This window comes from Vibrio sp. TBV020 (assembly GCF_046056895.1).
Classification (GTDB): domain Bacteria; phylum Pseudomonadota; class Gammaproteobacteria; order Enterobacterales; family Vibrionaceae; genus Vibrio.
Genome location: NZ_JBEEAQ010000003.1, coordinates 2,711,433 through 2,734,227, shown reverse-complemented (window position 1 = coordinate 2,734,227; position 22,795 = coordinate 2,711,433). Strand labels below are relative to the sequence as shown.

General features: G+C 44.7%; 19 protein-coding genes and 1 tRNA gene. 4 read left to right on the top strand and 16 right to left on the bottom strand.

The window, feature by feature from the left end; all coding sequences use genetic code 11:
• A tRNA-Tyr gene (locus tag AAFX28_RS20500) sits at positions 1-85 on the bottom strand.
• 268 nt (positions 86-353) lie between these two features.
• On the opposite strand from AAFX28_RS20500, the gene AAFX28_RS20495 reads away from it, so the two are divergent.
• A complete protein-coding gene (locus AAFX28_RS20495; protein WP_408690916.1) occupies positions 354-1,424 on the top strand; it encodes an efflux RND transporter periplasmic adaptor subunit in 1,071 nt (356 codons plus the stop codon).
• On the top strand, positions 1,424-4,546 hold the full coding sequence (gene vexH, locus AAFX28_RS20490) for a vibriobactin export RND transporter permease subunit VexH (protein ID WP_408690369.1): 3,123 nt from the start codon (positions 1,424-1,426) through the stop codon (positions 4,544-4,546). Before AAFX28_RS20495 ends, vexH begins: the two co-directional genes overlap by 1 nt.
• Before the next feature lie 181 nt (positions 4,547-4,727).
• Here vexH and AAFX28_RS20485 read toward each other — a convergent pair whose 3' ends face one another.
• A complete protein-coding gene (locus AAFX28_RS20485) occupies positions 4,728-5,327 on the bottom strand; it encodes a YitT family protein (RefSeq protein ID WP_408690367.1) in 600 nt (199 codons plus the stop codon).
• A 367-nt stretch (positions 5,328-5,694) separates the two neighbouring features.
• Here AAFX28_RS20485 and glyA point away from each other — a divergent pair, with 367 nt between their 5' ends.
• The gene (glyA, locus tag AAFX28_RS20480; protein WP_126574195.1) at positions 5,695-6,945 is read left to right on the top strand and encodes a serine hydroxymethyltransferase; all 1,251 of its coding nucleotides are present in this window, start codon (positions 5,695-5,697) and stop codon (positions 6,943-6,945) included.
• Positions 6,946-7,422: 477 nt separating this feature from the next.
• On the opposite strand, the gene AAFX28_RS20475 is transcribed toward glyA, so the two are convergent.
• The 13 genes from AAFX28_RS20475 to leuS all read right to left on the bottom strand — a co-directional run bounded on the left by AAFX28_RS20475 (position 7,423) and on the right by leuS (position 20,485).
• Positions 7,423-7,749 (bottom strand): hypothetical protein, encoded by a 327-nt coding sequence (locus AAFX28_RS20475; protein WP_408690365.1) that lies wholly within the window; start codon positions 7,747-7,749, stop codon positions 7,423-7,425.
• A gap of 134 nt (positions 7,750-7,883) precedes the next feature.
• The gene (lipA, locus tag AAFX28_RS20470) at positions 7,884-8,849 is read right to left on the bottom strand and encodes a lipoyl synthase (RefSeq protein ID WP_408690363.1); all 966 of its coding nucleotides are present in this window, start codon (positions 8,847-8,849) and stop codon (positions 7,884-7,886) included.
• A 7-nt stretch (positions 8,850-8,856) separates the two neighbouring features.
• Positions 8,857-9,522, bottom strand: coding sequence for a lipoyl(octanoyl) transferase LipB (gene lipB / locus AAFX28_RS20465; protein ID WP_408690362.1), 666 nt, complete (start codon positions 9,520-9,522; stop codon positions 8,857-8,859).
• A gap of 179 nt (positions 9,523-9,701) precedes the next feature.
• Positions 9,702-9,980, bottom strand: coding sequence for a DUF493 family protein YbeD (gene ybeD / locus AAFX28_RS20460; RefSeq protein ID WP_004415161.1), 279 nt, complete (start codon positions 9,978-9,980; stop codon positions 9,702-9,704).
• 151 nt (positions 9,981-10,131) lie between these two features.
• Positions 10,132-11,310 carry a serine hydrolase gene (locus AAFX28_RS20455; protein WP_408690359.1) on the bottom strand — a complete coding sequence of 393 codons (1,179 nt, stop codon included), beginning with the start codon at positions 11,308-11,310 and terminating at the stop codon, positions 10,132-10,134.
• A gap of 89 nt (positions 11,311-11,399) precedes the next feature.
• Positions 11,400-12,182 (bottom strand): septal ring lytic transglycosylase RlpA family protein, encoded by a 783-nt coding sequence (locus AAFX28_RS20450; protein ID WP_408690357.1) that lies wholly within the window; start codon positions 12,180-12,182, stop codon positions 11,400-11,402.
• The gene (gene rodA / locus AAFX28_RS20445) at positions 12,183-13,304 is read right to left on the bottom strand and encodes a rod shape-determining protein RodA (protein ID WP_408690356.1); all 1,122 of its coding nucleotides are present in this window, start codon (positions 13,302-13,304) and stop codon (positions 12,183-12,185) included.
• Position 13,305: 1 nt separating this feature from the next.
• A complete protein-coding gene (mrdA, locus tag AAFX28_RS20440) occupies positions 13,306-15,192 on the bottom strand; it encodes a penicillin-binding protein 2 (protein WP_408690354.1) in 1,887 nt (628 codons plus the stop codon).
• Positions 15,193-15,198: 6 nt separating this feature from the next.
• Positions 15,199-15,669, bottom strand: coding sequence for a 23S rRNA (pseudouridine(1915)-N(3))-methyltransferase RlmH (rlmH, locus tag AAFX28_RS20435; RefSeq protein ID WP_004417235.1), 471 nt, complete (start codon positions 15,667-15,669; stop codon positions 15,199-15,201).
• Between the two features lie 3 nt (positions 15,670-15,672).
• Entirely contained in the window at positions 15,673-15,990 is a 318-nt protein-coding gene (gene rsfS / locus AAFX28_RS20430) for a ribosome silencing factor (protein WP_408690915.1), read from the bottom strand.
• 72 nt (positions 15,991-16,062) lie between these two features.
• The gene (gene holA, locus AAFX28_RS20425) at positions 16,063-17,076 is read right to left on the bottom strand and encodes a DNA polymerase III subunit delta (protein WP_408690352.1); all 1,014 of its coding nucleotides are present in this window, start codon (positions 17,074-17,076) and stop codon (positions 16,063-16,065) included.
• Positions 17,077-17,081: 5 nt separating this feature from the next.
• Positions 17,082-17,732, bottom strand: coding sequence for an LPS assembly lipoprotein LptE (gene lptE / locus AAFX28_RS20420; protein ID WP_408690350.1), 651 nt, complete (start codon positions 17,730-17,732; stop codon positions 17,082-17,084).
• 179 nt (positions 17,733-17,911) lie between these two features.
• Positions 17,912-20,485, bottom strand: coding sequence for a leucine--tRNA ligase (leuS, locus tag AAFX28_RS20415; RefSeq protein WP_408690349.1), 2,574 nt, complete (start codon positions 20,483-20,485; stop codon positions 17,912-17,914).
• Between the two features lie 179 nt (positions 20,486-20,664).
• On the opposite strand from leuS, the gene AAFX28_RS20410 reads away from it, so the two are divergent.
• A complete protein-coding gene (locus tag AAFX28_RS20410) occupies positions 20,665-21,135 on the top strand; it encodes a zinc ribbon-containing protein (protein WP_408690347.1) in 471 nt (156 codons plus the stop codon).
• A gap of 126 nt (positions 21,136-21,261) precedes the next feature.
• Here the strand turns inward: AAFX28_RS20410 and lnt are convergent, their stop codons facing one another.
• Complete coding sequence (gene lnt, locus AAFX28_RS20405; protein ID WP_408690345.1) at positions 21,262-22,770, bottom strand: apolipoprotein N-acyltransferase; 1,509 nt, start codon at positions 22,768-22,770, stop codon at positions 21,262-21,264.
• Between the last annotated feature and the right edge of the window lie 25 nt (positions 22,771-22,795).

Below are 22,795 nucleotides of genomic sequence, written 5' to 3'. Positions count from 1 at the left end.
TGGTGGAGGGGGACGGATTCGAACCATCGAAGGCAGTGCCAGCAGATTTACAGTCTGATCCCTTTGGCCACTCGGGAACCCCTCCAGGGTATTTTTATACTTAATTGATGATTTCCCAACTCATCTCTCAAGTGCGGAGCGCATCATAGCAAACTCGTAAAAGCTGTAAAGCGTTTTCTTATAATTTTGAATTGAATGATGTCTTTTTGGGCAAAGATGGCAGTAATTGAGCATAAAGCTCAAACAATCAACGGCTTTGCTTACAGATTATTTCGCGCTCTTTACATTACTTGACGTTTGAAATGCGTATAAAAGGATACAATACGCCTAACTACTCTATGCAGAACATTATGATGAAAAATAAAATTGTTTTGAGCTTGCTGTCTTTGTCTATTATCGCAGCAGCACCAACGGCTTACGCAAAAAGACAAGGCCCATCATCGGTGACCGTTGTCACTGAGCAGGTACAAACTCACTCCGTTTCTCAGTCGCTTGAATTAGTTGGCAAATTAGACGCTGAGCAGTCAGTGACTATTTCACCAGAAGTGACAGGCAAGGTGGATGTGATTGCGGTTAAAGCAAACCAAGTTGTGCAAAAAGGACAGCTATTGGTTCAGCTTAATGACGATAAAGCGCGTGCGGCAGTGACAGAAGCGCAAGCGTATTTGAAAGATGAGCAACGCAAGCTGAAAGAGTTTGAGCGCTTAGTGAAACGCAATGCGATTACTCAAACTGAAATTGATGCTCAAAAAGCGAGTGTTGATATTGCCAATGCTCGCTTGGATGCAGCAAATGCCAATCTAAAAGACCTTCATATCAGCGCACCATTTGATGGCACAGTAGGTTTTATTGATTTCAGCCGCGGAAAAATGGTCAGCGCGGGTGCAGAACTGCTCAATTTAGACAACCTTTCAGTGATGCAGCTCGATCTTCAAGTCCCAGAGCGTTATTTATCTCAGCTTTCTCAGGGTATGAAGGTGACAGCAACCACAGCGGCTTGGGCTGGCCAAGTATTCGAAGGCGAAGTGGTAGGCATTGATTCTCGCATTAATGAAGAAACTTTAAATCTACGTGTACGAATTCACTTCCCTAATCCAGAGCAATTCCTAAAACCGGGTATGCTAGTTTCTGCCGATATGGACTTTCCTGCGATTGAAGCGCCAATCATTCCAGTTCAAGCGTTAGAGTATTCAGGTACTAAACGCTTTGTTTATGTTATTGGTGAAGATGGCAAAGCGAAACGGACTGAAGTTATCTTAGGCGCTCGTGTAGACAATTTGGTTGTGATTGAACAAGGCTTAGAAATTGGCCAAAAAATCGTTGTTCAAGGCACCGTCAATATGCGTGATGGGATCGCAGTGACAGAGTTAGGCAGTGATGCTCGCCCGAAAACGGCCAATAAGAGTCAAGAAGGGGCGAACTAATGCTGTTATCTGACGTTTCTGTAAAGAGACCTGTAGCGGCCGTTGTACTCAGCCTATTGCTGTGTGTATTCGGTATTGTCTCTTTTAGTAAGTTAGCGGTTCGTGAAATGCCGGATATTGAAAGTCCGGTCGTTTCAATTAGTACTCGCTATGAAGGTGCCTCTGCCACCATTATCGAAAGCCAAATAACCTCGAACCTTGAAGACCAGTTGTCGGGGATTAGCGGTATTGATGAGATCTCGTCTACAACCCGCAACAGTATGTCGCGTATTACGATTACCTTTGAATTGGGCTATGACCTCAATACAGGTGTCAGTGATGTTCGAGACGCGGTAGCACGTGCCCAGCGTTCGCTACCAGATGAAGCGGATGATCCTATTGTTTATAAAAACAATGGTTCTGGTGAGGCGTCTCTTTATATCAATTTAAGTTCGTCTGAAATGGACCGAACTCAACTAACTGACTACGTTGAACGTGTTTTAATGGACCGCTTCAGCCTGATCTCTGGTGTGAGTTCCGTGGACATCTCAGGCGGCTTGTACAAAGTGATGTACGTTAAACTCAAGCCAGAACAAATGGCTGGGCGAGGTGTGACGACGTCAGACATTACTTCCGCACTACGCAGTGAAAATATTGAAAGCCCTGGTGGTGAAGTGCGCAACGATCAGATTGTGATGTCAGTGCGTACTGCTCGTAGCTATAGCCAAGCAGAAGACTTTGAGTATTTAGTGGTTAAGCGTGCGAGTGACAATACCCCTATCTACCTGCGTGACGTGGCGGATGTATATATTGGCGCTGAAAACGAGAACTCTACCTTCAAAAGTGATGGTGTTGTCAACGTGAGTATGGGTATTGTGCCTCAGTCAGATGCCAACCCGCTTGAAGTTGCCTCATTGGTTCACAAACAAGTTGAAGACATTCAGCAATTTTTGCCAGCGGGTACACGCTTAGCGATTGATTATGATTCAACGGTGTTTATTGAACGCTCAATTTCAGAGGTCTACAGCACGCTGTTTATCACTGGTGGTCTGGTAATTCTGGTTCTTTACATCTTTATCGGTCAAGCGCGAGCAACACTTATTCCAGCGGTAACTGTACCGGTTTCTCTGATCTCATCATTTATTGCGGCGTACTATTTTGGCTTCTCAATCAACTTAATCACCTTGATGGCTTTGATCCTATCGATCGGCCTAGTGGTCGATGATGCCATCGTGGTTGTTGAGAACATCTTCCACCATATTGAAAATGGTGAAAAACCGCTGCTTGCCGCTTATAAAGGCACGCGTGAAGTTGGCTTTGCGGTAGTAGCAACAACGTTAGTTCTGGTAATGGTGTTCCTGCCGATCTCGTTTATGGATGGCATGGTAGGTCTTCTGTTTACTGAATTCTCTGTGCTGCTGGCGATGTCAGTGATCTTCTCATCTTTGATTGCATTGACGCTAACGCCTGTACTGGGCAGTAAGCTTCTTAAAGCCAACGTGAAACCAAACCGCTTTAACCTGTTCATTGATCGAATGTTTGGTCGCTTGGAGTCAGGGTATCGTAAGGTGCTCAAAGGGGCACTCAAGTGGAAGTGGGCGGCGCCACTTATCATCATCTCTTGTATTGGTGGTAGCTGGGGTCTAATGCAGCAAGTGCCAGCACAGTTGACGCCATCCGAAGACCGCGGTGTTATTTTTGCTTTCGTACGTGGTGCGGATGCGACCAGTTACAACCGTATGTCGGCAAACATGGACATCGTTGAAGAGCGTTTAATGCCATTGTTGGGTCAAGGCTTCCTAAAATCATTTAGCATTCAGTCACCAGCATTTGGTGGTAATGCTGGTGACCAAACGGGCTTTGTTATCATGATCCTTGATGACTGGAACGATCGAGATGTGACTGCTCAACAAGCCCTAGGTCAAGTTCGTAAGGCATTAGCCGGTATCCCTGATGTACGCGTTTTCCCATTTATGCCAGGATTCCGTGGTGGTTCGAGTGAACCTGTGCAGTTCGTTCTGGGTGGCTCTGATTACCCTGAGTTGAAGAAATGGGCTGAGAAGCTAGAGCAACTTGCGGAAGAATCTCCATTTATGGAAGGTGCAGATATTAACTACTCTGAGAAAACTCCAGAGCTGGTTGTTTCTGTTGATAAGCAGCGTGCGGCCGAGCTAGGCATTAGTGTTCAAGAGATATCTGAAACGCTAGAAATTATGCTAGGTGGTAAGAGCGAAACGACTTTTGTTGAGCGTGGTGAAGAGTATGACGTTTACCTACGTGGTGATGAAAATAGCTTCAACAATGCGTCCGACCTAAGCCAAATCTACATGCGTACTGCTTCTGGTGAGTTGGTGACACTTGATGCCGTAACCAAAATTGAAGAGGTCGCGTCGTCGATTCGTCTGTCGCACTACAACAAACAAAAAGCGGTAACGATTACTGCGAACCTGTCAGATGGCTACACGTTAGGTGAAGCGCTAGATTTTCTTGACCAGCAAGCGATTGAAATACTCCCGAGTGACATTTCGATTAGCTACTCAGGAGAGTCAAAGGACTACAAAGAGAACCAATCAAGTATCTTAGTGGTATTTGCGCTGGCGTTGCTGGTGGCTTATCTGGTTCTTGCTGCGCAGTTTGAAAGCTTTATCAACCCACTTGTCGTGATGTTTACTGTACCTATGGGGGTATTTGGTGGCTTCCTTGGCCTATTCGTGATGAGCCAAGGTCTGAACATCTACAGTCAGATCGGTATGATCATGTTGATTGGTATGGTAACCAAGAACGGTATATTGATCGTAGAATTTGCTAACCAGCTTCGTGACCGCGGAATTGAGTTTGAAAAGGCAATTGTCGACGCTTCAGCACGTCGCTTACGCCCAATCATGATGACTGCGTTTACGACTCTTGCAGGTGCTATTCCATTGATTATGTCGACTGGAGCAGGCTATGAAAGCCGAGTGGCGGTTGGTACGGTTATCTTCTTTGGTATGGGCTTTGCGACTCTGGTTACTTTGTTTGTTATTCCGGCAATGTATCGTTTGATTTCAGCAAGCACGCAGTCACCTGGTCATGTTGAAGCCGAACTGAACAAAGAGCTAAGCCATGACGTGAAGGCTCGTACTTCGCATGGTGAGTTGAACTAATCGCGTGGTTCAACGTGTTATTCCATAGAGCGACGAAGGAGAGAGTAGGGTATCTCATAGAGTATTCGATTAGCTGCAAGAGCTACCCAACTTACGAGTCCCTCGTTCTAGGGGATGACAGTGGAAAGTGTTAAAAAAGGGGCAGACGTTAAACGTCTGCCCCTTTTTTCGTTTGCCGTGTTTAACCGTAATTAACGGAGTAACGAGTCGGTTTATGGTTCATAGCCAGTACGAGGTTAAGAGCGATAGCACCTAGTATCGATAAGCCAATAACTTCAGGTGAGACGAAGAAAAACGACGCTACTAGAATACAGAAATCGATAGCTAGCTGTGATTTACCTACTGAGATTCCAAACTTGTCTTGGATAAACAGACATAAAACGTTGAAACCGCCTAAGCTTGAGCGATGGCGGAATAGAATCAACATACCAAGTCCCATCAACAAACCACCGGCAACTGCGCAGTACACTTCATTAATCGTATCTAAGCTAATCACTAAATAGAGGTGATCGGCGAAAATTGACACCAAAGCGCCTGAAATGGCACTGTTAAATGCGAAACGAGAGCCAAAGCGCTTCCACGCTAATAAATAGAATGGGCAGTTAGCCGCAAAGTAAAGCATACCAAATGAAATGGGTACAAATTGACTAGCCAAAAGCGCCAAGCCTGTTGTGCCACCTGTCAGTAAAGATGCTGATTGTAGAAAGAAGACGCCCTGAGCCACTAAAAAAGTGCCAGTTAAAATTGCGATCCAATCTTCTTTTCTTGAGTGTTTTTCCATCAATTTTAAATTTAACTAGTCAATAATGGCGTGCATACTATTTAAAAATTAAGGATTTCGGTAGCTTGAGACTGAAATTTAAGGTAAACCTATGTAATCATCGTTTTACGGAGTGTAAAGGATAGAATTGACACTTTTCAGAAGTTATCACTTTTGGAAATCGCCATGATGATATTCTTCGTAAAGCATTATGAAAAAACTGCATGAGAAAAAATTGAATTTTCTCTTTATGACCTAGATCAAATTATGTAGAATGCGCGTCATTAGCTTAATGCAAACGTTTGCGTCGGTTAAAAAACGTCGGTATTGAGGTCAAAAATCAGTTTTTTTGCAATTTTTAAGTCTTAATCTGAGTCAGGAGATACAGATGCTAAAGCGTGATATGAACATCGCAGATTACGATGCGGAACTGTTCGCAGCAATCCAAGAAGAAACTCTTCGCCAGGAAGAACACATCGAACTAATCGCTTCTGAAAACTACACAAGCCCACGTGTAATGGAAGCTCAAGGTTCTCAGCTAACTAACAAGTACGCTGAAGGTTACCCAGGCAAGCGCTACTACGGTGGTTGTGAGTACGTAGATAAAGCAGAAGCTCTAGCTATCGATCGTGCATGTGAACTATTCGGTTGTGAGTACGCGAACGTACAGCCACACTCTGGTTCTCAAGCAAACAGCGCTGTGTACATGGCACTGCTAAACCCAGGCGACACAGTTCTAGGTATGAGCCTAGCACACGGTGGTCACCTGACTCACGGTTCTCCAGTAAACTTCTCTGGTAAGCACTACAACGTTATCCCTTACGGTATCGACGAAGCAGGTCAGATCAATTACGACGAGATGGAGCAACTGGCTCTAGAGCACAAACCTAAGATGATCATCGGTGGTTTTTCAGCTTACTCTCAAATCGTTGACTGGGCTCGCATGCGTGAAATTGCTGACAAAGCAGGTGCTTGGCTATTTGTTGATATGGCGCACGTTGCTGGTCTAATCGCAGCAGGTGAATATCCAACACCAGTTCCACATGCTCATGTTGTAACAACAACGACTCACAAAACACTAGCAGGTCCACGTGGTGGTCTAATCCTGTCTAACGCTGGCGAAGAGATGTACAAGAAGCTGAACTCAGCAGTCTTCCCTGGCGGTCAAGGTGGCCCTCTAATGCACGTTATCGCGGGTAAAGCAGTTGCGTTCAAAGAAGCAATGGAACCAGAATTCAAAGCATACCAAGCTCGCGTAGTGAAGAACGCTAAAGCAATGGTTGCTCAGTTCCAAGAGCGTGGTTACAAGATCGTTTCTAACGGTACTGAAAACCACCTGTTCCTAGTTGACCTAATCGACAAAGACATCACAGGTAAAGATGCAGATGCAGCACTAGGTGCAGCAAACATCACTGTAAACAAGAACTCAGTACCAAACGATCCACGTAGCCCATTCGTTACTTCAGGTATCCGTGTAGGTTCTCCAGCAATCACTCGTCGTGGTTTCACTGAAGAAGATGCAAAAGAGCTAGCGAACTGGATGTGTGACGTTCTAGATAACATCGGCAACGAGGAAGTTATCGAAGCAACGAAAGCAAAAGTATTAGAAATCTGTAAGCGTCTTCCAGTTTACGCTTAATTTTCGTCATAGTTGACTGAACTTCGTTGTCGGGCATGCTCATTTACACTTGTAAACTCCGCGTGCCCTCCTAGAATTTCAGCCAACTATTTAGAAAATTTAATAGGTAGTATGTGAGTTCTTTGAACTTTACTCATCTACTTTGAAAATGAATTAAAGCTCTATCGTTTGATAGAGCTTTTTAGTTGGTATTGTGAAAATAACTAGAGCCAACTCAGTTTGAAAACGAATTTAAGCCTCATCTTCGGATGGGGCTTTTTGGTATCTGTGGAAGTAGATTTTAGAACTGAGGGCGAAGAACAAGAGCGTAGAAGGGAAATAGCTATTGTCATTCCATAGAACGACGAAGGAGTGAGTAGGGAATCTATAAACGTGGAAGAGATCCCCAACTCGTTCGTTCCTCACTCTTGAGGATGACGAAAATAAAAAAGGGTAGACGCTGAAACGTCTACCCCGACAATTTTGTTCGAAACTTGCTTACTTAGGTAGGCTAATCAACGTACCTGACTTACATTTGAATGAGTAGTACTTGCGGCTTTCGCTGAACTTACCAAGACCTTCACCATCGCAGTAATCAAAATTAATATCGCGCATCGTTGCTAAAGTTTCTTCGCTGTTTAAAGAAAACTTAGCACCGTCAGCACAGACAATGCGAACGCGCTCATCGTCGCTAACTGAATAAAGAGATACGTCGGTATTACAAAGTTCGAAAGAGGCTTCACGAAAGTTGTCTTGCTTTGTATTCGAAGCGCAGCCTGCTGTCAGCGTCGCAAGTGCCACTGCAACTAATCCTAATCTCTTCATAATAAATCCTTTGATGATTTTATCTTGTGCTTATAACTAGTTAGATAAGCCTATATAAGAGTCGCTGTTCATTCAACCGCTGAAACAAAAAAGGCTGACTTACTCAGTCAGCCTCTTCAACAAGTTGAAAGGTATTAGCTTACTTCTACACCTTGTGCTTGTAGGTCAGCGTGGTACGACGAACGTACGAATGGGCCACAAGCTGCGTGAGTAAAGCCAAGATCTAGGGCGATCTCTTTCAGTTCATCAAACTCTGAAGGTGGCACGTAACGCTCAACTGGTAGGTGGTGACGGCTTGGTGCTAGGTATTGACCTAGTGTCAGCATCGTTACGCCGTGCTCACGAAGGTCCTTCAATACTTGAATGATTTCTTCTTTGGTTTCACCAAGACCCATCATAACACCAGATTTTGTTGGAATATCTGGGTGCTGTTCTTTGAACTTCTGTAGTAGCTGTAGTGACCACTTGTAGTTCGCACCAGGACGAGCCTTACGGTATAAGCGAGGCGCTGTTTCTAGGTTGTGGTTGAAGACATCTGGTGGATTGTCTTTCATTAGCTCTAGCGCGACATCCATACGGCCACGGAAGTCAGGAACAAGCGTCTCGATTCGAATGTTCGGGTTAAGTTCGCGGATTTCGCGGTTACAATCAGCGAAGTGTTGTGCACCACCATCACGTAGGTCATCACGGTCAACAGACGTAATAACGACATACTTCAGTTTCATATCTTGGATGGTTTTCGCCAATTTCTTTGGCTCATCCTCTTCAGGAGTAAGAGGGCGACCGTGGGCAACGTCACAGAACGGGCAGCGACGAGTACAGATGGCACCAAGGATCATAAATGTAGCGGTACCGTGGTTAAAACATTCCGCTAGGTTAGGACATGATGCCTCTTCACAAACAGAGTGTAGGTTATTTTTACGCATCGCAGATTTGATATCTTGAATACGTTGGCTGTCCGCTGGGAGCTTGATCTTCATCCATTCAGGCTTACGAAGAACTTCTTTTTGCTCGGTAGGCATGTTCTTAACAGGGATCAGTGCCATTTTATCAGCGTCGCGGTATTTAACGCCTTTTTCCATTTGGATTGGTTTACTCATGCTTCTCTTACTTCTCGTTACTGTTTGTCTTAGTGGCTTGTGTGCTGCGTTCAATGTGGTCATAACCCAAAAGAGAAACTAGTTCTTCGACTAGCTTGTTCTCAACTTCGGTAATATCCGTTGGACCACCGAGCTGGCTTACTTGAACCATTTCCATTCCGGCATAACCACAAGGGTTGATACGATGAAACGGAGACAAGTCCATGTTTACATTGAGCGCTAAACCATGGAACGAACATCCTTTACGGATTCGTAATCCTAAGGAACAGATTTTTTTGCCATCTACATAAACACCCGGTGCGTCAGGGCGAGCTGCAGAGTCGATATTGTATGTCTTTAGCGTGTTAATTACGAGGTTCTCGATATGCGTGACGAGATCTCGTACACCAATTTTCTTACGACGAAGGTTAATTAGGAAGTAGGCAACAAGCTGACCTGGACCGTGATAAGTTACTTGGCCACCGCGGTCACTTTGTACTACTGGGATATCACCGGTATTTAGTAGGTGCTCAGCTTTACCTGCTTGGCCTTGAGTGAAAACTGGATTGTGCTCAACAAGCCAAACTTCATCAGCTGTTTCATCCGTTCGGTTATCTGTGAAGTCATGCATTGCTTGCCAAATTGGCTCGTAATCTTGTCTTCCTAGATGTTTCACTACAAGCTGGTTTTGCATTCCGCTTTTCCATCGTCGGTTAATAAAGTAAACGGATTATAAACTGCTTCTGGTAAAGGGACTATATACCAGTAACACATTTTTAACCCTAGAGTTTTTGTAGGATCTTTATCTAGCTGATATCTAAAAAGAAAGCAGCTTTCGCTGCTTTCAAAATAATTTGATAATTTCAAATTAAATTATAGAACCATGCGTACGATGTCGATTTCGCCTAGCTCTTTGTAAAGCGTTTCAACCTGCTCGATTGAAGTGGCAGTGATGTTTACTGACACCGAGTGGTAATTACCCTTAGCACTTGGCTTAACTGTTGGGCTGTAATCACCTGGAGCATGGCGTTGAATCACTTCTAGAACCTTCTCTGGTAGTTCTGGCTTAGCGTAGCCCATTACCTTGTATGTAAAAGAACAAGGGAACTCAAGTAGGTCTTTCAGTTTAGCGTCTGAGTTAATGTTCAGCATGTTGGAACTCCAAGTTGAAAGTCGTTATTTGCAGCGCGGAATAGTACTGTCTATCGTTAAGGAACTCAAGGCAACACATCTCTGGCTTGATTTACTAATACAATTAAAAAAGCCGCACTAGGCGGCTTCTTTATAAAGCTGTATGCAGAAATTACAGGAAGCTCTTAAATAGCATCACGATGTAATCCCATAAGCGGCTGAATAGGCTGCCTTCTTCTACATCTTCAAGAGCAAGAAGTGGGTACTCTGCAATATCTTCACCCTCTAGTTGATAGTATAGCTTACCAACTACGTCACCTTTCATGATTGGGGCTTCTAGCTCTTTTTCAAGGATAAAGCTTGCTTTTAAGCTTTTCGCTTGGCCACGAGGTAGCGTTACGTAGGTGTCTTGATCTAGACCAAGAGCAACGGTGTCTTTGTTACCCATCCAGATTTTCTCTTCTACAAAAGTTTCACCTGCTTTGTGCGGTGCAACTGTTTCGAAGAAACGGAAACCGTAGCTTAGTAGCTTTTTACTTTCAGACTTACGTGCATTAGCGTTCTTGGTGCCCATAACAACAGCAACTAGGCGCATTTTGCCTTCGGTTGCTGAACTTACTAGGCTGTAACCTGCATTACTTGTGTGGCCTGTTTTGATACCGTCCACGTTCATGCTTTTATCCCAAAGTAGGCCATTGCGGTTGTATTGGGTAATGCCGTTGTAAGTAAACTTCTTCTCAGAGTAAATACGATACTCTTCAGGTACATCACGAATTAGTGCGCTACCCAGTAAAGCCATATCGTAAGGGGTCGAGTATAGTTCAGGGTTATCTAGGCCATGTACGTTAGCAAAGTGTGTGCTCTCCATACCGATGGTATCAGCCCACGCATTCATCAGGTCAACAAACGCATCTTCAGAACCTGCAATGTGTTCAGCCATTGCAACACAGGCGTCATTACCAGATTGGATGATGATGCCGCGATTTAGGTCTTCTACCTTAACAGTGGTACCAACTTCGATGAACATTTTTGATGAATCAGGGAAGTTTTTTGCCCAAGCGTTTTTACTGATAGTCACATCATCTTGTAGAGAGATGTTGCCACGCTTAAGCTCTTGACCGATAACATAGCTGGTCATCATTTTGGTCAAGCTCGCAGGAGAAAGTTTGGTGTTCATTTCTTTCTCAGCTAGAACTTTACCAGAATGGAAGTCCATTAGAACGTAACCTTTTGCTGCGATTTGCGGCGCATCAGGTACAACAATTGGAGATGCGAAAGCAGATGATGCGATAGTTGCAGAAAGCGCAATTGATGACGCAAACACTGACTTAATTAGTGATGTTTTTTTCATAGTGACTACAGGTTTATCTTTAACTGTCCATATCTTAACAGAATCAATCACTCAAACCAGTGTAGTGATTAAGTACACTGGATTGAGGACTAGTGGGATTTTATGAAAGCGCTGGTATAACCCAGCTCTTTTACTTGCTCTAGTGCTTTTTGGGTCAACATATAATCATTAAATGGACCTAAGAAAACACGGTAAATGTCCTTACCGGAGTTCACATAACTCTTTACCAATAGTTTTTGACTCAAGTCTTGCGCCAAAGTTTCAACGCGGTCTTGATGTTTTGAAGAAGCGACTTGTACGACAAACTTAGGTAAAGCTTCTTGTTTATGTGCTTGGGTTGGCCTATCAATAGTAATCACTTCAATCGCGACATTTGCAGTACCTGTTCGAATCACATCAAGTTTTAATGCTGCCGCATAACTGAGGTCTATGATTCGCCCAGGATGGAAAGGGCCGCGATCGTTTACCCGTACTACCGTACTTTTGCCATTATCTTTATTAGTCACTTTGACATAACTAGGAATCGGCAGCTCTTTGTGTGCTGCCGTCATTGAGTACATGTCGTAGATTTCACCGTTCGAAGTTAGGTGACCATGAAACTTTTTACCGTACCAAGATGCCTGGCCTTCTTGTTTAAAGCCTTGTGGTTCTTTGATGATGGTATAACTTTCACCTCGTAAAGTGTAATCGCTGTTACCACCTAAGCTATATGGTTCATATTGCGGTGTAGCGTCTTCAATATGGTCAACATTAATTGGCGCATCCGGGGCAATATCGTCATCAATGGAGTAGCGTTTGGTTGGGGATGAAGAACATCCAGCCAACACTAGGCTAGCCATAAGAGTAGAGAGCAGTAACTGCTTTTTCATCATTTATATTGCCTTAGAGAATGCTTTTCTATGAGTATGGATCGACATTAAGATGCCAAAGCCCGCCATCAATGTCACCATTGACGTACCACCATAGCTGATTAGAGGCAGTGGAACGCCAACAACAGGTAAAATACCACTTACCATACCAATATTTACAAATACATATACAAAGAAGCTAAGAACGATACTACCCGCCATCATGCGACCAAATGCTGTCTGAGCTTTACTTGCGAGTACAAGACCTCGACCAATGATAAATAGATATAAGCTAAGCAGTACGAGTATGCCGATCAAACCCCATTCTTCGGCTATTACTGCAAAGATAAAGTCAGTGTGTCGCTCAGGTAGGAACTCTAGCTGGGATTGAGTGCCTTGTAGCCAGCCTTTACCAGAGATACCACCCGAGCCAATCGCTATTTTACTTTGAATAATGTGGTAACCCGCACCGAGAGGATCTGATTCAGGGTTGAATAGCGTTCGTACCCTGACTTTTTGGTACTCCCGCATTAAGAAGAACCATAAGATTGGCAGAAAAGCACCTAAGCCACAGGCAGCAGCGAAGATGATTTTCCAGCTAATACCAGCAAGGAAAATAACAAATATACCTGATGCAGCGATCAGAATAGAGGTACCTAAGTCAGGCTGTTTCGCAATCAGTATGGTCGGAACAAATACCATCACCAGCGACAACACCAGAGTCTGGAAAGTCGGTGGTAGTGGACGTTTACCAATATAGCGCGCGACCATTAATGGCACTGCAAGCTTGAGCAATTCAGAAGGCTGGAAACGAATAAAGCCTAAGTTAAGCCAACGCTGCGCCCCCTTTGAGGCTTCACCAAAGAAAAGTACGCCGAGAAGCAGAATGACACCACCGACGAACATCAACGGAGCCAATGCTTCATAAGTGCGTGGTGGTATCTGAGCTAAAATAAGCATCACGCCTAACGATAATCCCATGCGCATTGCTTGGCGATCCATCATTGCAAGACTCTGTCCACTGGCGCTATACATCACCACTAAGCCAAAGCCCATTAGCACTAAAATGCCTAGTAACAACGGTAAATCGAGGTGAAAGCGTTCGAATAAAGCGCGGTTTTCACCTGTTGCTGGATTCAAATCCATGTTATTTCGCCTCTTTATCTTCTAACACGACATGGTCGAAAATTTTACGTACTACTGGACCACCTTGAGATGAGCCGCCGCCCGCGTTTTCTAAAACGATAGTGACAATCAGCTCTGGGTTTTCAATCGGAGCAAAACCGGTAAATAAAGCATGGTCACGTAAGTGTTCGGCAATTTCATCGGCGTTATATTTTTCATCTTCGCCTAGGCCGAAAACCTGTGCCGTCCCTGATTTGCCACCAGTTACATAGTCCATATTGGTAAATGAGCGACGTGCAGTTCCTTTTTTACCATGGTTAACCAGACGCATACCTTCAATAGCAAGATCCCAGTACTTTTCTTTAACCCCAGTAACAGGTGGGTAGGTGTAAGTCTCTAGATCTGATAATTGGTACTTTTCAAATCGCTCACCATTGACAATCGTTGCTCTGAGAAGGTGTGGCGCGACGCGTTTTCCTCGGTTTACTAAGACCGAAGTTGCTTTTGCTATTTGCATTGGCGTTGCCGTCCAGTAGCCCTGTCCAATACCAACAGGGATCGTATCACCTTGGTACCAAGGCACACGGTGACGGGCCATCTTCCAATCACGAGTAGGCATATTGGCTTTGCTTTCTTCATGGATATCAATGCCAGTGTAATCACCAAAACCGAACATCATCATCCAGCGTGAGATACGGTCAATGCCCATATCATAAGCAATTTGGTAGAAGAAGGTATCAACTGATTCTTCAATTGATTTAACGATATCAACCTTACCATGCCCCCAAGCTAACCAATCTCGGAATGGGCGTGTTTTAGAGTTTGGTATTTTCCAATAGCCAGGATCGTTACGTGTGGTGTAAGGCGTAATGACGCCTTCTTGCAAGGCAGCTACCGCCATAAATGGCTTGATGGTTGATGCTGGAGGATAAATACCTAGCGTCGCACGGTTAACCAAAGGACGGTTTATATCATTGAGTAGAGCGCTATAAGCTTTACCGGAGATACCATGTACAAATGCGTTCGGGTCATAGCTTGGGCTCGATACCATTGCTAGTACACCATTGTCCTTAGGATCGAGCACGACAGCACTGCCACGACGGCCGGCTAGCAACTCATGGATGTACAACTGCAAGTCGATATCCAGATTGAGGACAATGTCTTTTCCTGGAACAGGAGGTAGGTACTTCAAGGTACGAATGATGCGGCCACGGCTATTGACTTCGACTTCTTGGTAACCCGCTGTGCCATGAAGCATATCTTCATAGTAACGTTCGATGCCGAGCTTGCCTATGTCGCGCGTGGCTTGATAATTGGCATCCTTCTCCTCACGGATCAGTCGCTGCATATCTCGGTCGTTGATCCTAGAGACATAGCCAATGACGTGTGTGAGAACTTCCCCATAAGGGTAATGGCGTTTTAGTGCAGCATTAACCGATACGCCAGGAAACTTGTGCTGATTTACAGAGAACTTAGCCACTTGCTCTGGAGTGAGCTGAGTCAGAATTGGCACAGATTTGAAGCGGCGAGTTTGGCGGCGTTCTTTTTTGAAACGTTCGACTTGCTCTGGGGTGATGGTTAAGATTTTTTGCAGGTTCGCAATAGTCTCATCCATGTTTTCCACCTTTTCAGGTGTGACTTCGAGGCTGAAAACAGGGCGGTTCTCAGCGAGCAGTTTTCCGTTACGGTCGTAAATTAGACCGCGGTTTGGCGCAATAGGAACGACTTTGATTCGGTTGTCGTTAGAGCGTGTCTTGTAATCTTGGTATTGGTTGATTTGAATATTGTAGAGGTTGGTAACCAACAGCCCCATCATCGTAACAATACCAAGGAAAGCGACAATAGCGCGACTCTTAAACAGCTGCGCTTCCTCATGGTAATCCCTTATCTGGGTACGCTTTCGTAACATCTATTGTTATTCTCGGTGGTATGGGTGGTTAGCAGTAATGCTCCACGCTCTGTATAAACTTTCTGCCATGACAATACGAACTAGCGGGTGTGGTAGTGTCAGAGCTGATAGTGACCAGCTTTGGTCTGCGGCCGCTTTACAAGCAGGTGCTAAACCTTCAGGTCCTCCGATCAGAATCGACACATCTCTGCCGTCTAGTTTCCAGCTTTCAAGCTGTTCTGCTAATTGTGGTGTATCCCACTTCTTACCGGGGATGTCGAGAGTAACAATTCGATTGCCTTTTGGCACTGCAGCCAACATGGCTTCGCCTTCTTTTTGCAGAATCCTTGCAATATCGGCATTTTTTCCACGTTTTCCGGCTGAAATTTCAACAAGCTCTAGTGGCATATCATGTGGGAATCGGCGTTTGTATTCTTGAAAACCTTCCTCTACCCATTTTGGCATTTTAGTACCGACAGCAATCAATTGAATCTTCATTGATTAGCCCCAAAGCTTCTCAAGTTGGTAAAGCTCACGGTGCTCCTCTTGCATGACATGAACGATCGTTGTTCCCATATCAACGACAACCCATTCACCTTCGGCTTCACCGTCGATACCTAATGGTTCTACGCCCGCTAGTTTCGATTCTTTTGCAACGTGTTCAGCGATAGAAACAACATGACGCTTAGATGTGCCCGTGCAGACGATCATAAAGTCGGTAATGCTTGATTTACCCTGAACATCAATCGTTTTGATGTCTTGTGCTTTCATATCATCGGCTTTGTCAGCTAGGAAGTTGTTTAGCTCTTCAAGTTGCAAGGTGTTGTCCTCGTTGGTGCTGTGACTATACACAGGTTGGTTTCTTTTTGGCGGCGAAGTATATCACGCTTTTCATAGCTTCACTTGTGGCAAGCAAATCTCAGCACTTAACTGGTGTAATAGTGGCCAGCTTGATTGTTCATACTGAGTTTTTACTAATAGCTCTGTTTTCGTGAGCAACTGAAGTAATTGAATGAGTTTACTCGGCGATAAGCGATTTAAAGCAGATGAATATAATGGTCGCTTTGATTGCCATATACGATAGCTTTCAAACACTTGACCAATGGGCTTCACCTTAATTTGGTTCGCCATGTTGAGCAATTGAGTAAGCTCTTTTTGAATCGTACGAATTAGGATGACACTTTCGACACCCTCTGCTTCAAGTTGACGTAAGATCCGCTGCGATCGTTTAGCTTTTCCAGCAAGTAATGCATCAACCCAGTGAAAAGCGGTAAAATGATTGTGTCTGCTTAGTGACTCTTCAAGTCGGACTAGGTTTAAAACCCCATCAGGGTACAGTAACGCTAACTTTTCTAGACTTTGAGTCAACGCAAACAAGTTGCCTTCATGCCATTGAGCAAGCATTTGTACCGCTTCTTGATCCGGTTTTAAGTTTAATACTCGGCATCGAGCTCGAACAAACTGGGGCAAGCGTTGAATATCAGGCGTTAAGCAGTTTACCCAACAACCTTGGCTAGATAGAGATTTAAACCACTTAGCGTTTTCTTGTGCTTTAGTCAGCTTACCACCCACTACGACTAAGATAATATCGCTATGTAGCATCTCTGACACTGAGACAAGCTCTTTAGCGATACCAGCATTGACGCCAGACTCTGGCAATTCAAGTTCTATAATTTGTTGAGCTGAAAACAAGCTCATTGCTTGGCAGCAGTCGTAAACTAAGTTCCAATCAAACGAACTATCAATCGCGAAACGGTAGCGCTCTGCAAAACCTTGAGCGAGAGCCGCTTTTTGAATAGCTTGTCGAGACTCTTGGATAAGTAGAGGCTCGTTACCAAAAATAAGGTAAGTAGGGTGGAGCTGCTTATTTAACTGCTCCACTAAACGGTCGGCGAAGATTCGCATAATGATTATTGATTCACTGACGTTTCTGTCGAGGTTGGAGTTTGTGACTCATCGGTGTAGAAGGTCTTCACTCGGTACTGCTCTTCATCAGCACTTAATTGAATTTCAGCCTCTGCTTCTGCTAATTCGTTTGCTTCAATGTCGGCTTTTAAACGCGCCATTTGACGAATGATCTGAGACGCTGCAAGTTTACGCATTTCATCTTCAATCATGTCACGTTCAACCGACTTTGCTAATGCAGTTAGTGGGTTATCTAGATAGCTACGAGTTACGCTAGTTGAAAACGTTTTAGAGCCTAGCTCAGGAATCGTTACTCGGTATGATGCGCGGAACGTTAGCTCTTTTTCTGCCGCACGAGTGTTTTGATAAAGCGAGAGTGTACGTTCACCAACGCCTTCACTGATTAAGTGCAAGTTCGGAACGTTTGCCGCAGGACTAACCACTTCAATTTCGCTCATACGCAGCTGGCCTTTCATCATACGTGTGAAGGTACTGTATTGGTCGTAACTGGTTAGTGACATAGTTTCTAGCTCTTCTGGAACTGAGTAATCACCACGAAGGTGGAAACCACAAGCCGATAGAAGACTTGCCATTAGAACAACACTAGTGAACTTGATTGATGATTTTGAAATCAGGCGTGATGCGCTATGAAACATGGATATAGGGCTCTCGATTATTGGAATACTTATCTTACGATTCTATGCCTCGAGTGAGAGGCTAAAACTTTAAGATAAATAAAGCAGGGGAACGACTTACCCTGCTTATGACTTATTTATCGGCGATTAGTTCGCAATACTTTTATCGCGTGCAATCGCTCTTTAACTTGCAACTAATCTTAGTTGGCAACGATGTTTAGAAGTTTACCTGGTACGTAAATTACTTTACGTACTGTTTTACCTTCTGTGAACTTAGTAACGTTCTCATCGTTAAGACCAAGCGCTTCGATATCTTCTTTCGAGATATCTGCAGGTACTGTCAATTTCGCACGTAGCTTGCCGTTAACTTGAACGATGATCAGCTTCTCGTCTTCAACAAGTGCTTTCTCATCGTGCGTTGGCCATGCCGCGTTGTCGATGTCTGACTGACCAAGACCCGCCCACATTTCGTAAGAGATGTGCGGAGTGATTGGGTAAAGCATTGCAACAACCGCTTTTAGCGCTTCATCAAGGATTGCACGATCTTGTACTGATTCTTGAGGTGCTTTCGCTAGCTTGTTCATTAGTTCCATGATTGCAGCGATTGCAGTGTTGAATGTTTGACGACGAGCGATATCGTCAGTCACTTTCGCGATAGTCTTGTGAACGTCACGACGAAGAGCTTTTTGGTCGCCAGATAGTGCAGATGTATCAACTGCTTCTGCCGCGCCTTTTGATGCGTGCTCGTTAACCAGTTTCCAAACACGCTTCAGGAAGCGGTTTGCACCTTCAACACCAGACTCTTGCCACTCAAGTGTCATGTCTGCAGGTGATGCAAACATCATGAATAGACGTACTGTGTCAGCACCGTACTTGTCGACCATCTCTTGTGGGTCGATACCGTTGTTCTTCGACTTAGACATCTTAATCATGCCCGAGTGTGTTACGTCACGGCCTTCGTTGTCTTTAGCTGAAGTGATGCGGCCTTTACCGTCACGCTCTACAGCAACATCAGTTGGAGCAACCCACTCTTTACCGCCTTTGTCGTTCTCGTGGTAGAACGCATCCGCTAGTACCATGCCTTGACATAGTAGCTGCTTGAACGGCTCGTCAGACGTTACGTAACCTGCGTCACGTAGAAGTTTGTGGAAGAAGCGCGAGTACAGTAGGTGCATACAAGCGTGCTCGATACCACCGATGTACTGGTCTACTGGTAGCCAGTAGTTTGCTTTTTCTGGATCTAGAATGTCGTCAGCTTGTGGTGAACAGTAACGTGCGTAGTACCAAGAAGATTCCATGAACGTATCGAACGTGTCTGTTTCACGTAGAGCTGGTTCGCCGTTGAATGTTGTCTTCGCCCACTCTTTATTTGCTTTGATTGGGCTAGTTACGCCGTCCATTACCACGTCTTCAGGAAGAATTACTGGTAGTTGGTCTGCTGGTACTGGGTGAACTTCTCCGTCTTCAGTGGTTACCATTGGGATTGGAGCGCCCCAGTAACGTTGACGAGATACACCCCAGTCACGTAGACGGAAGTTTACTGTCTTAGTACCTTTGCCTTCTGCTTCTAGCTTCGCTGCGATTGCATCGAATGCCGCTTGGAATTCTAGACCGTCGAACTCACCTGAATCGAACAGTACGCCTTTTTCTGTGTAGGCTTCTTCAGAGATATTTAGCTCGCTGTCATCAGCAGGCTTGATCACAGGAATGATGTCTAGGCCGTACTTAGTTGCGAATTCGTAATCACGTTGGTCGTGTGCAGGTACTGCCATTACAGCGCCTGTACCGTAGTCCATCAGTACGAAGTTAGCGACGTAAACTGGTACTTCACGACCGTTCAATGGGTGAATAGCAGTAAGGCCTGTTGCCATACCTTTCTTCTCCATTGTCGCAAGCTCAGCTTCCGCTACTTTGTTGTTTTTACACTCTTCGATGAATGCTGCAAGCTCTGGGTTGTTCTCAGCTGCTACTGCCGCTAGAGGGTGACCTGCTGCGATACCCACGTAAGTCACACCCATCAGTGTGTCTGGACGTGTAGTGTAAACTTCTAGGTCTTGTTGCCCCTTAACTTCAAACTTAAGTTCTACACCTTCAGAGCGACCGATCCAGTTGCGCTGCATGGTTTTAACCATTTCAGGCCAACCGTCTAGGTTATCTAGGTCGTCCAGTAGTTCTTGAGCGTATTCAGTGATTTTGATGAACCACTGTGGAATCTCTTTTTGCTCTACTGGAGTATCACAACGCCAGCAGCAGCCATCTTCTACCTGCTCGTTAGCAAGTACAGTTTGGTCGTTTGGACACCAGTTAACTGATGAAGTCTTCTTGTACACTAGGCCTTTGTTGTAAAGCTTAGTGAAGAACTCTTGCTCCCAACGGTAGTACTCAGGTGTACATGTTGCGAATTCACGGTTCCAGTCGTAACCAAAGCCCAGAAGCTTAAGTTGGTTCTTCATGTACTCGATGTTTTCGTAAGTCCATGGTGCAGGTGCAGTGTTGTTTTTAACTGCTGCGTTTTCTGCAGGTAGACCAAATGCATCCCAACCGATTGGTTGCATTACGTTCTTACCTTGTAGACGTTGGAAACGAGAGACTACATCACCGATAGTGTAGTTACGCACGTGACCCATGTGCAGTCGGCCACTTGGGTAAGGGAACATAGATAGACAGTAGAATTTTTCTTTATTTGGGTCTTCACTTACAACAAAGGTCTTGTTGTTGTCCCAGTGCTGTTGAACTTTCTGTTCAATATCTTGCGGGTTATATTGTTCTTGCATCGATGATGTCCGGTTATCTTGGAATTTGTGAGTTCGGTTAGAACAGACTTAAATAGATCGTCATAGAATACCTAAAGGAACGAACTACAACAATAGCTATCCCCGTCATACTTGTTGCCTAGCGACAATTTCAATTATTTAGGGGATAAATAGTCGTCAGCAATCTGAGGAGGTGTACGATGCCAAAACGTAAAGCAGGTTATGAAGAAATGCTCGATGACGTGGTTGAAACACTCAAACATAGTCCTGATGAAGTGAATAATGTTATCGAGACGTCGGGGAAAGTGGCGCAAGCGGCCAATGATTTAACCAAAGATGAAATGGCGCTGGTGTCTGCTTACGTTAAGTCCGATTTAAAAGAGTTCGCCGATAGCTATGAGGATTCTAAAAGTGGACCGTTTTATCTAATGGTCGCTGACTCTATTTGGCAAGGCTTACTCGATATTACTGATCGCACTAAGGTGGAATGGGTTGAGCTGTTCCAAGATTTAGAGCACCAAGGTTTGTACCAAGCGGGAGAAGTGATTGGGCTAGGGTGCTTAGTTTGTGACGATTGTGGTCATAAGGTTCAGTATAACCACCCAACAGTGATTATTCCGTGTACCAAATGTGGTTGTAAGGGGTTCAGTCGCCAACCATTGAAGCCTTAGAACAAGACGCGAGTGCGGACTCTCTCGACGTACTCGCCTCAAAAGACCTCCAACTCTGCCCTTCCTTCTTATAGAGGAAGACAGAAAAAGAAGGGTTGATGTTTTCACACCAACCCTAGTTTTTTTCTAGTCTCTTAACTTCCAACCTATCACTAGGCTTAGTACTACCCAGATATATAGCGGCCAAGTACCCACTTGTCGATAAGGTGTTTCGCCGGTAGTCGAGGCGATTTCTGCTCTTAGTACCGCGGTTTCAAATTGTGGTACTTGAGCAGTAATATGACCTAAATGGTTAGTCACGGCAGTGATACCGTTGTTCGTCGCTCGAATCACAGGCTTACCAAGTTCTAGTGCACGCATACGGGCAATTTCCATATGCTGAAGAGGGCCAATAGAACGTCCAAACCACGCATCGTTTGAAAGTGTCAGGATGTAATCTGTTTGATCATTCACATTCTGCCTAACTTGTTCGTTAAAGATGATTTCGTAACAAAGGGCAGGAGCCATCTGTTTGTCATTCGCGTCGATGTTTGGCTGAATGAAATCACCTCGACTAAAGGAAGACATAGGCAGATTAAAAAATGGCGCAATCGGCCTTAAAATGTCTTCAAATGGCACGAACTCTCCAAAAGGTAGAAGGTGATGCTTGTGATAGCGCTTCTCCATATCATAGCTGTAATCACCGTAAGGCGTTTGACCAAGAGTTAAAATGCTGTTGTAAAACTGCTTATCTTCACCTTGGTTCACAATTCCGGTGATAACTGCGCTGTTGTTCATTCGTGCTGCAGCATCAAGGTTACGTAAGAACGACGATATCTCAAATTCGAAGGCAGGAATTGCCGCTTCAGGCCAGATGATCATATCTGCATCCCAGTTTTCTCTGGTGAGGTCAGTATATTTCATTATGGTTGGCCATCGTTGGCTCGGTTGCCACTTAAGCTCTTGAGGGATATTTCCTTGAATAAGAGCTACCTTAGTGATGCTGTCTGGGTTGGGTGTTACCCATTGAGCTGATTTCAGCCCGAAGCCTGTCATGATAATCACTGCAGGAATGATTAGATGGAGCCATTGTCTATGAAGCCCAGCGTAGGCGATAGTGGCAGCACTCAAAATCACGAGTAACGTAAGTAACTCAACACCACCTATAGGGGCAAAGTTAGCTAATGGACTTTCGATTTGGCTATATCCGATCCACAGCCAAGGAAAACCGGTCATTACCCAGCCACGTAGCCAATCAAAAATAAGCCAAAGGGTAGGGGCGGCAAGTAAATAGCGGGTTCGGTTAGAGTTTGGGAAGAAACGGTTCAATCCCCAAGCGAACAGTGCCGAGTAGATTGCCAGATACCCTACGAGTAGGGCCATTAAGAAAACGCTGGCAATTTTTGGCATACCACCAAAGTTATCGATACTAACGTGTACCCAGCTAACGCCTGTCGCAAATTGGCCTATACCCCAAGCGTAGCCAGTCCAGAGTGCGCGTTTTGCTGACTGCCGGTGGATGAGAAGCAAGAGAAGTGCTGGGCTGATAAAGGCGATAGGCCATAGCTCATAAGGAGCAAAGGCTAGTGTTGTAGATGCGCCAACAAAAACGGCCGCAAGCGGCCGTTTGAGGCGATGAAAAAAGGAATTGATCATCGTATTTTCTTTTTAGTTCCCAATC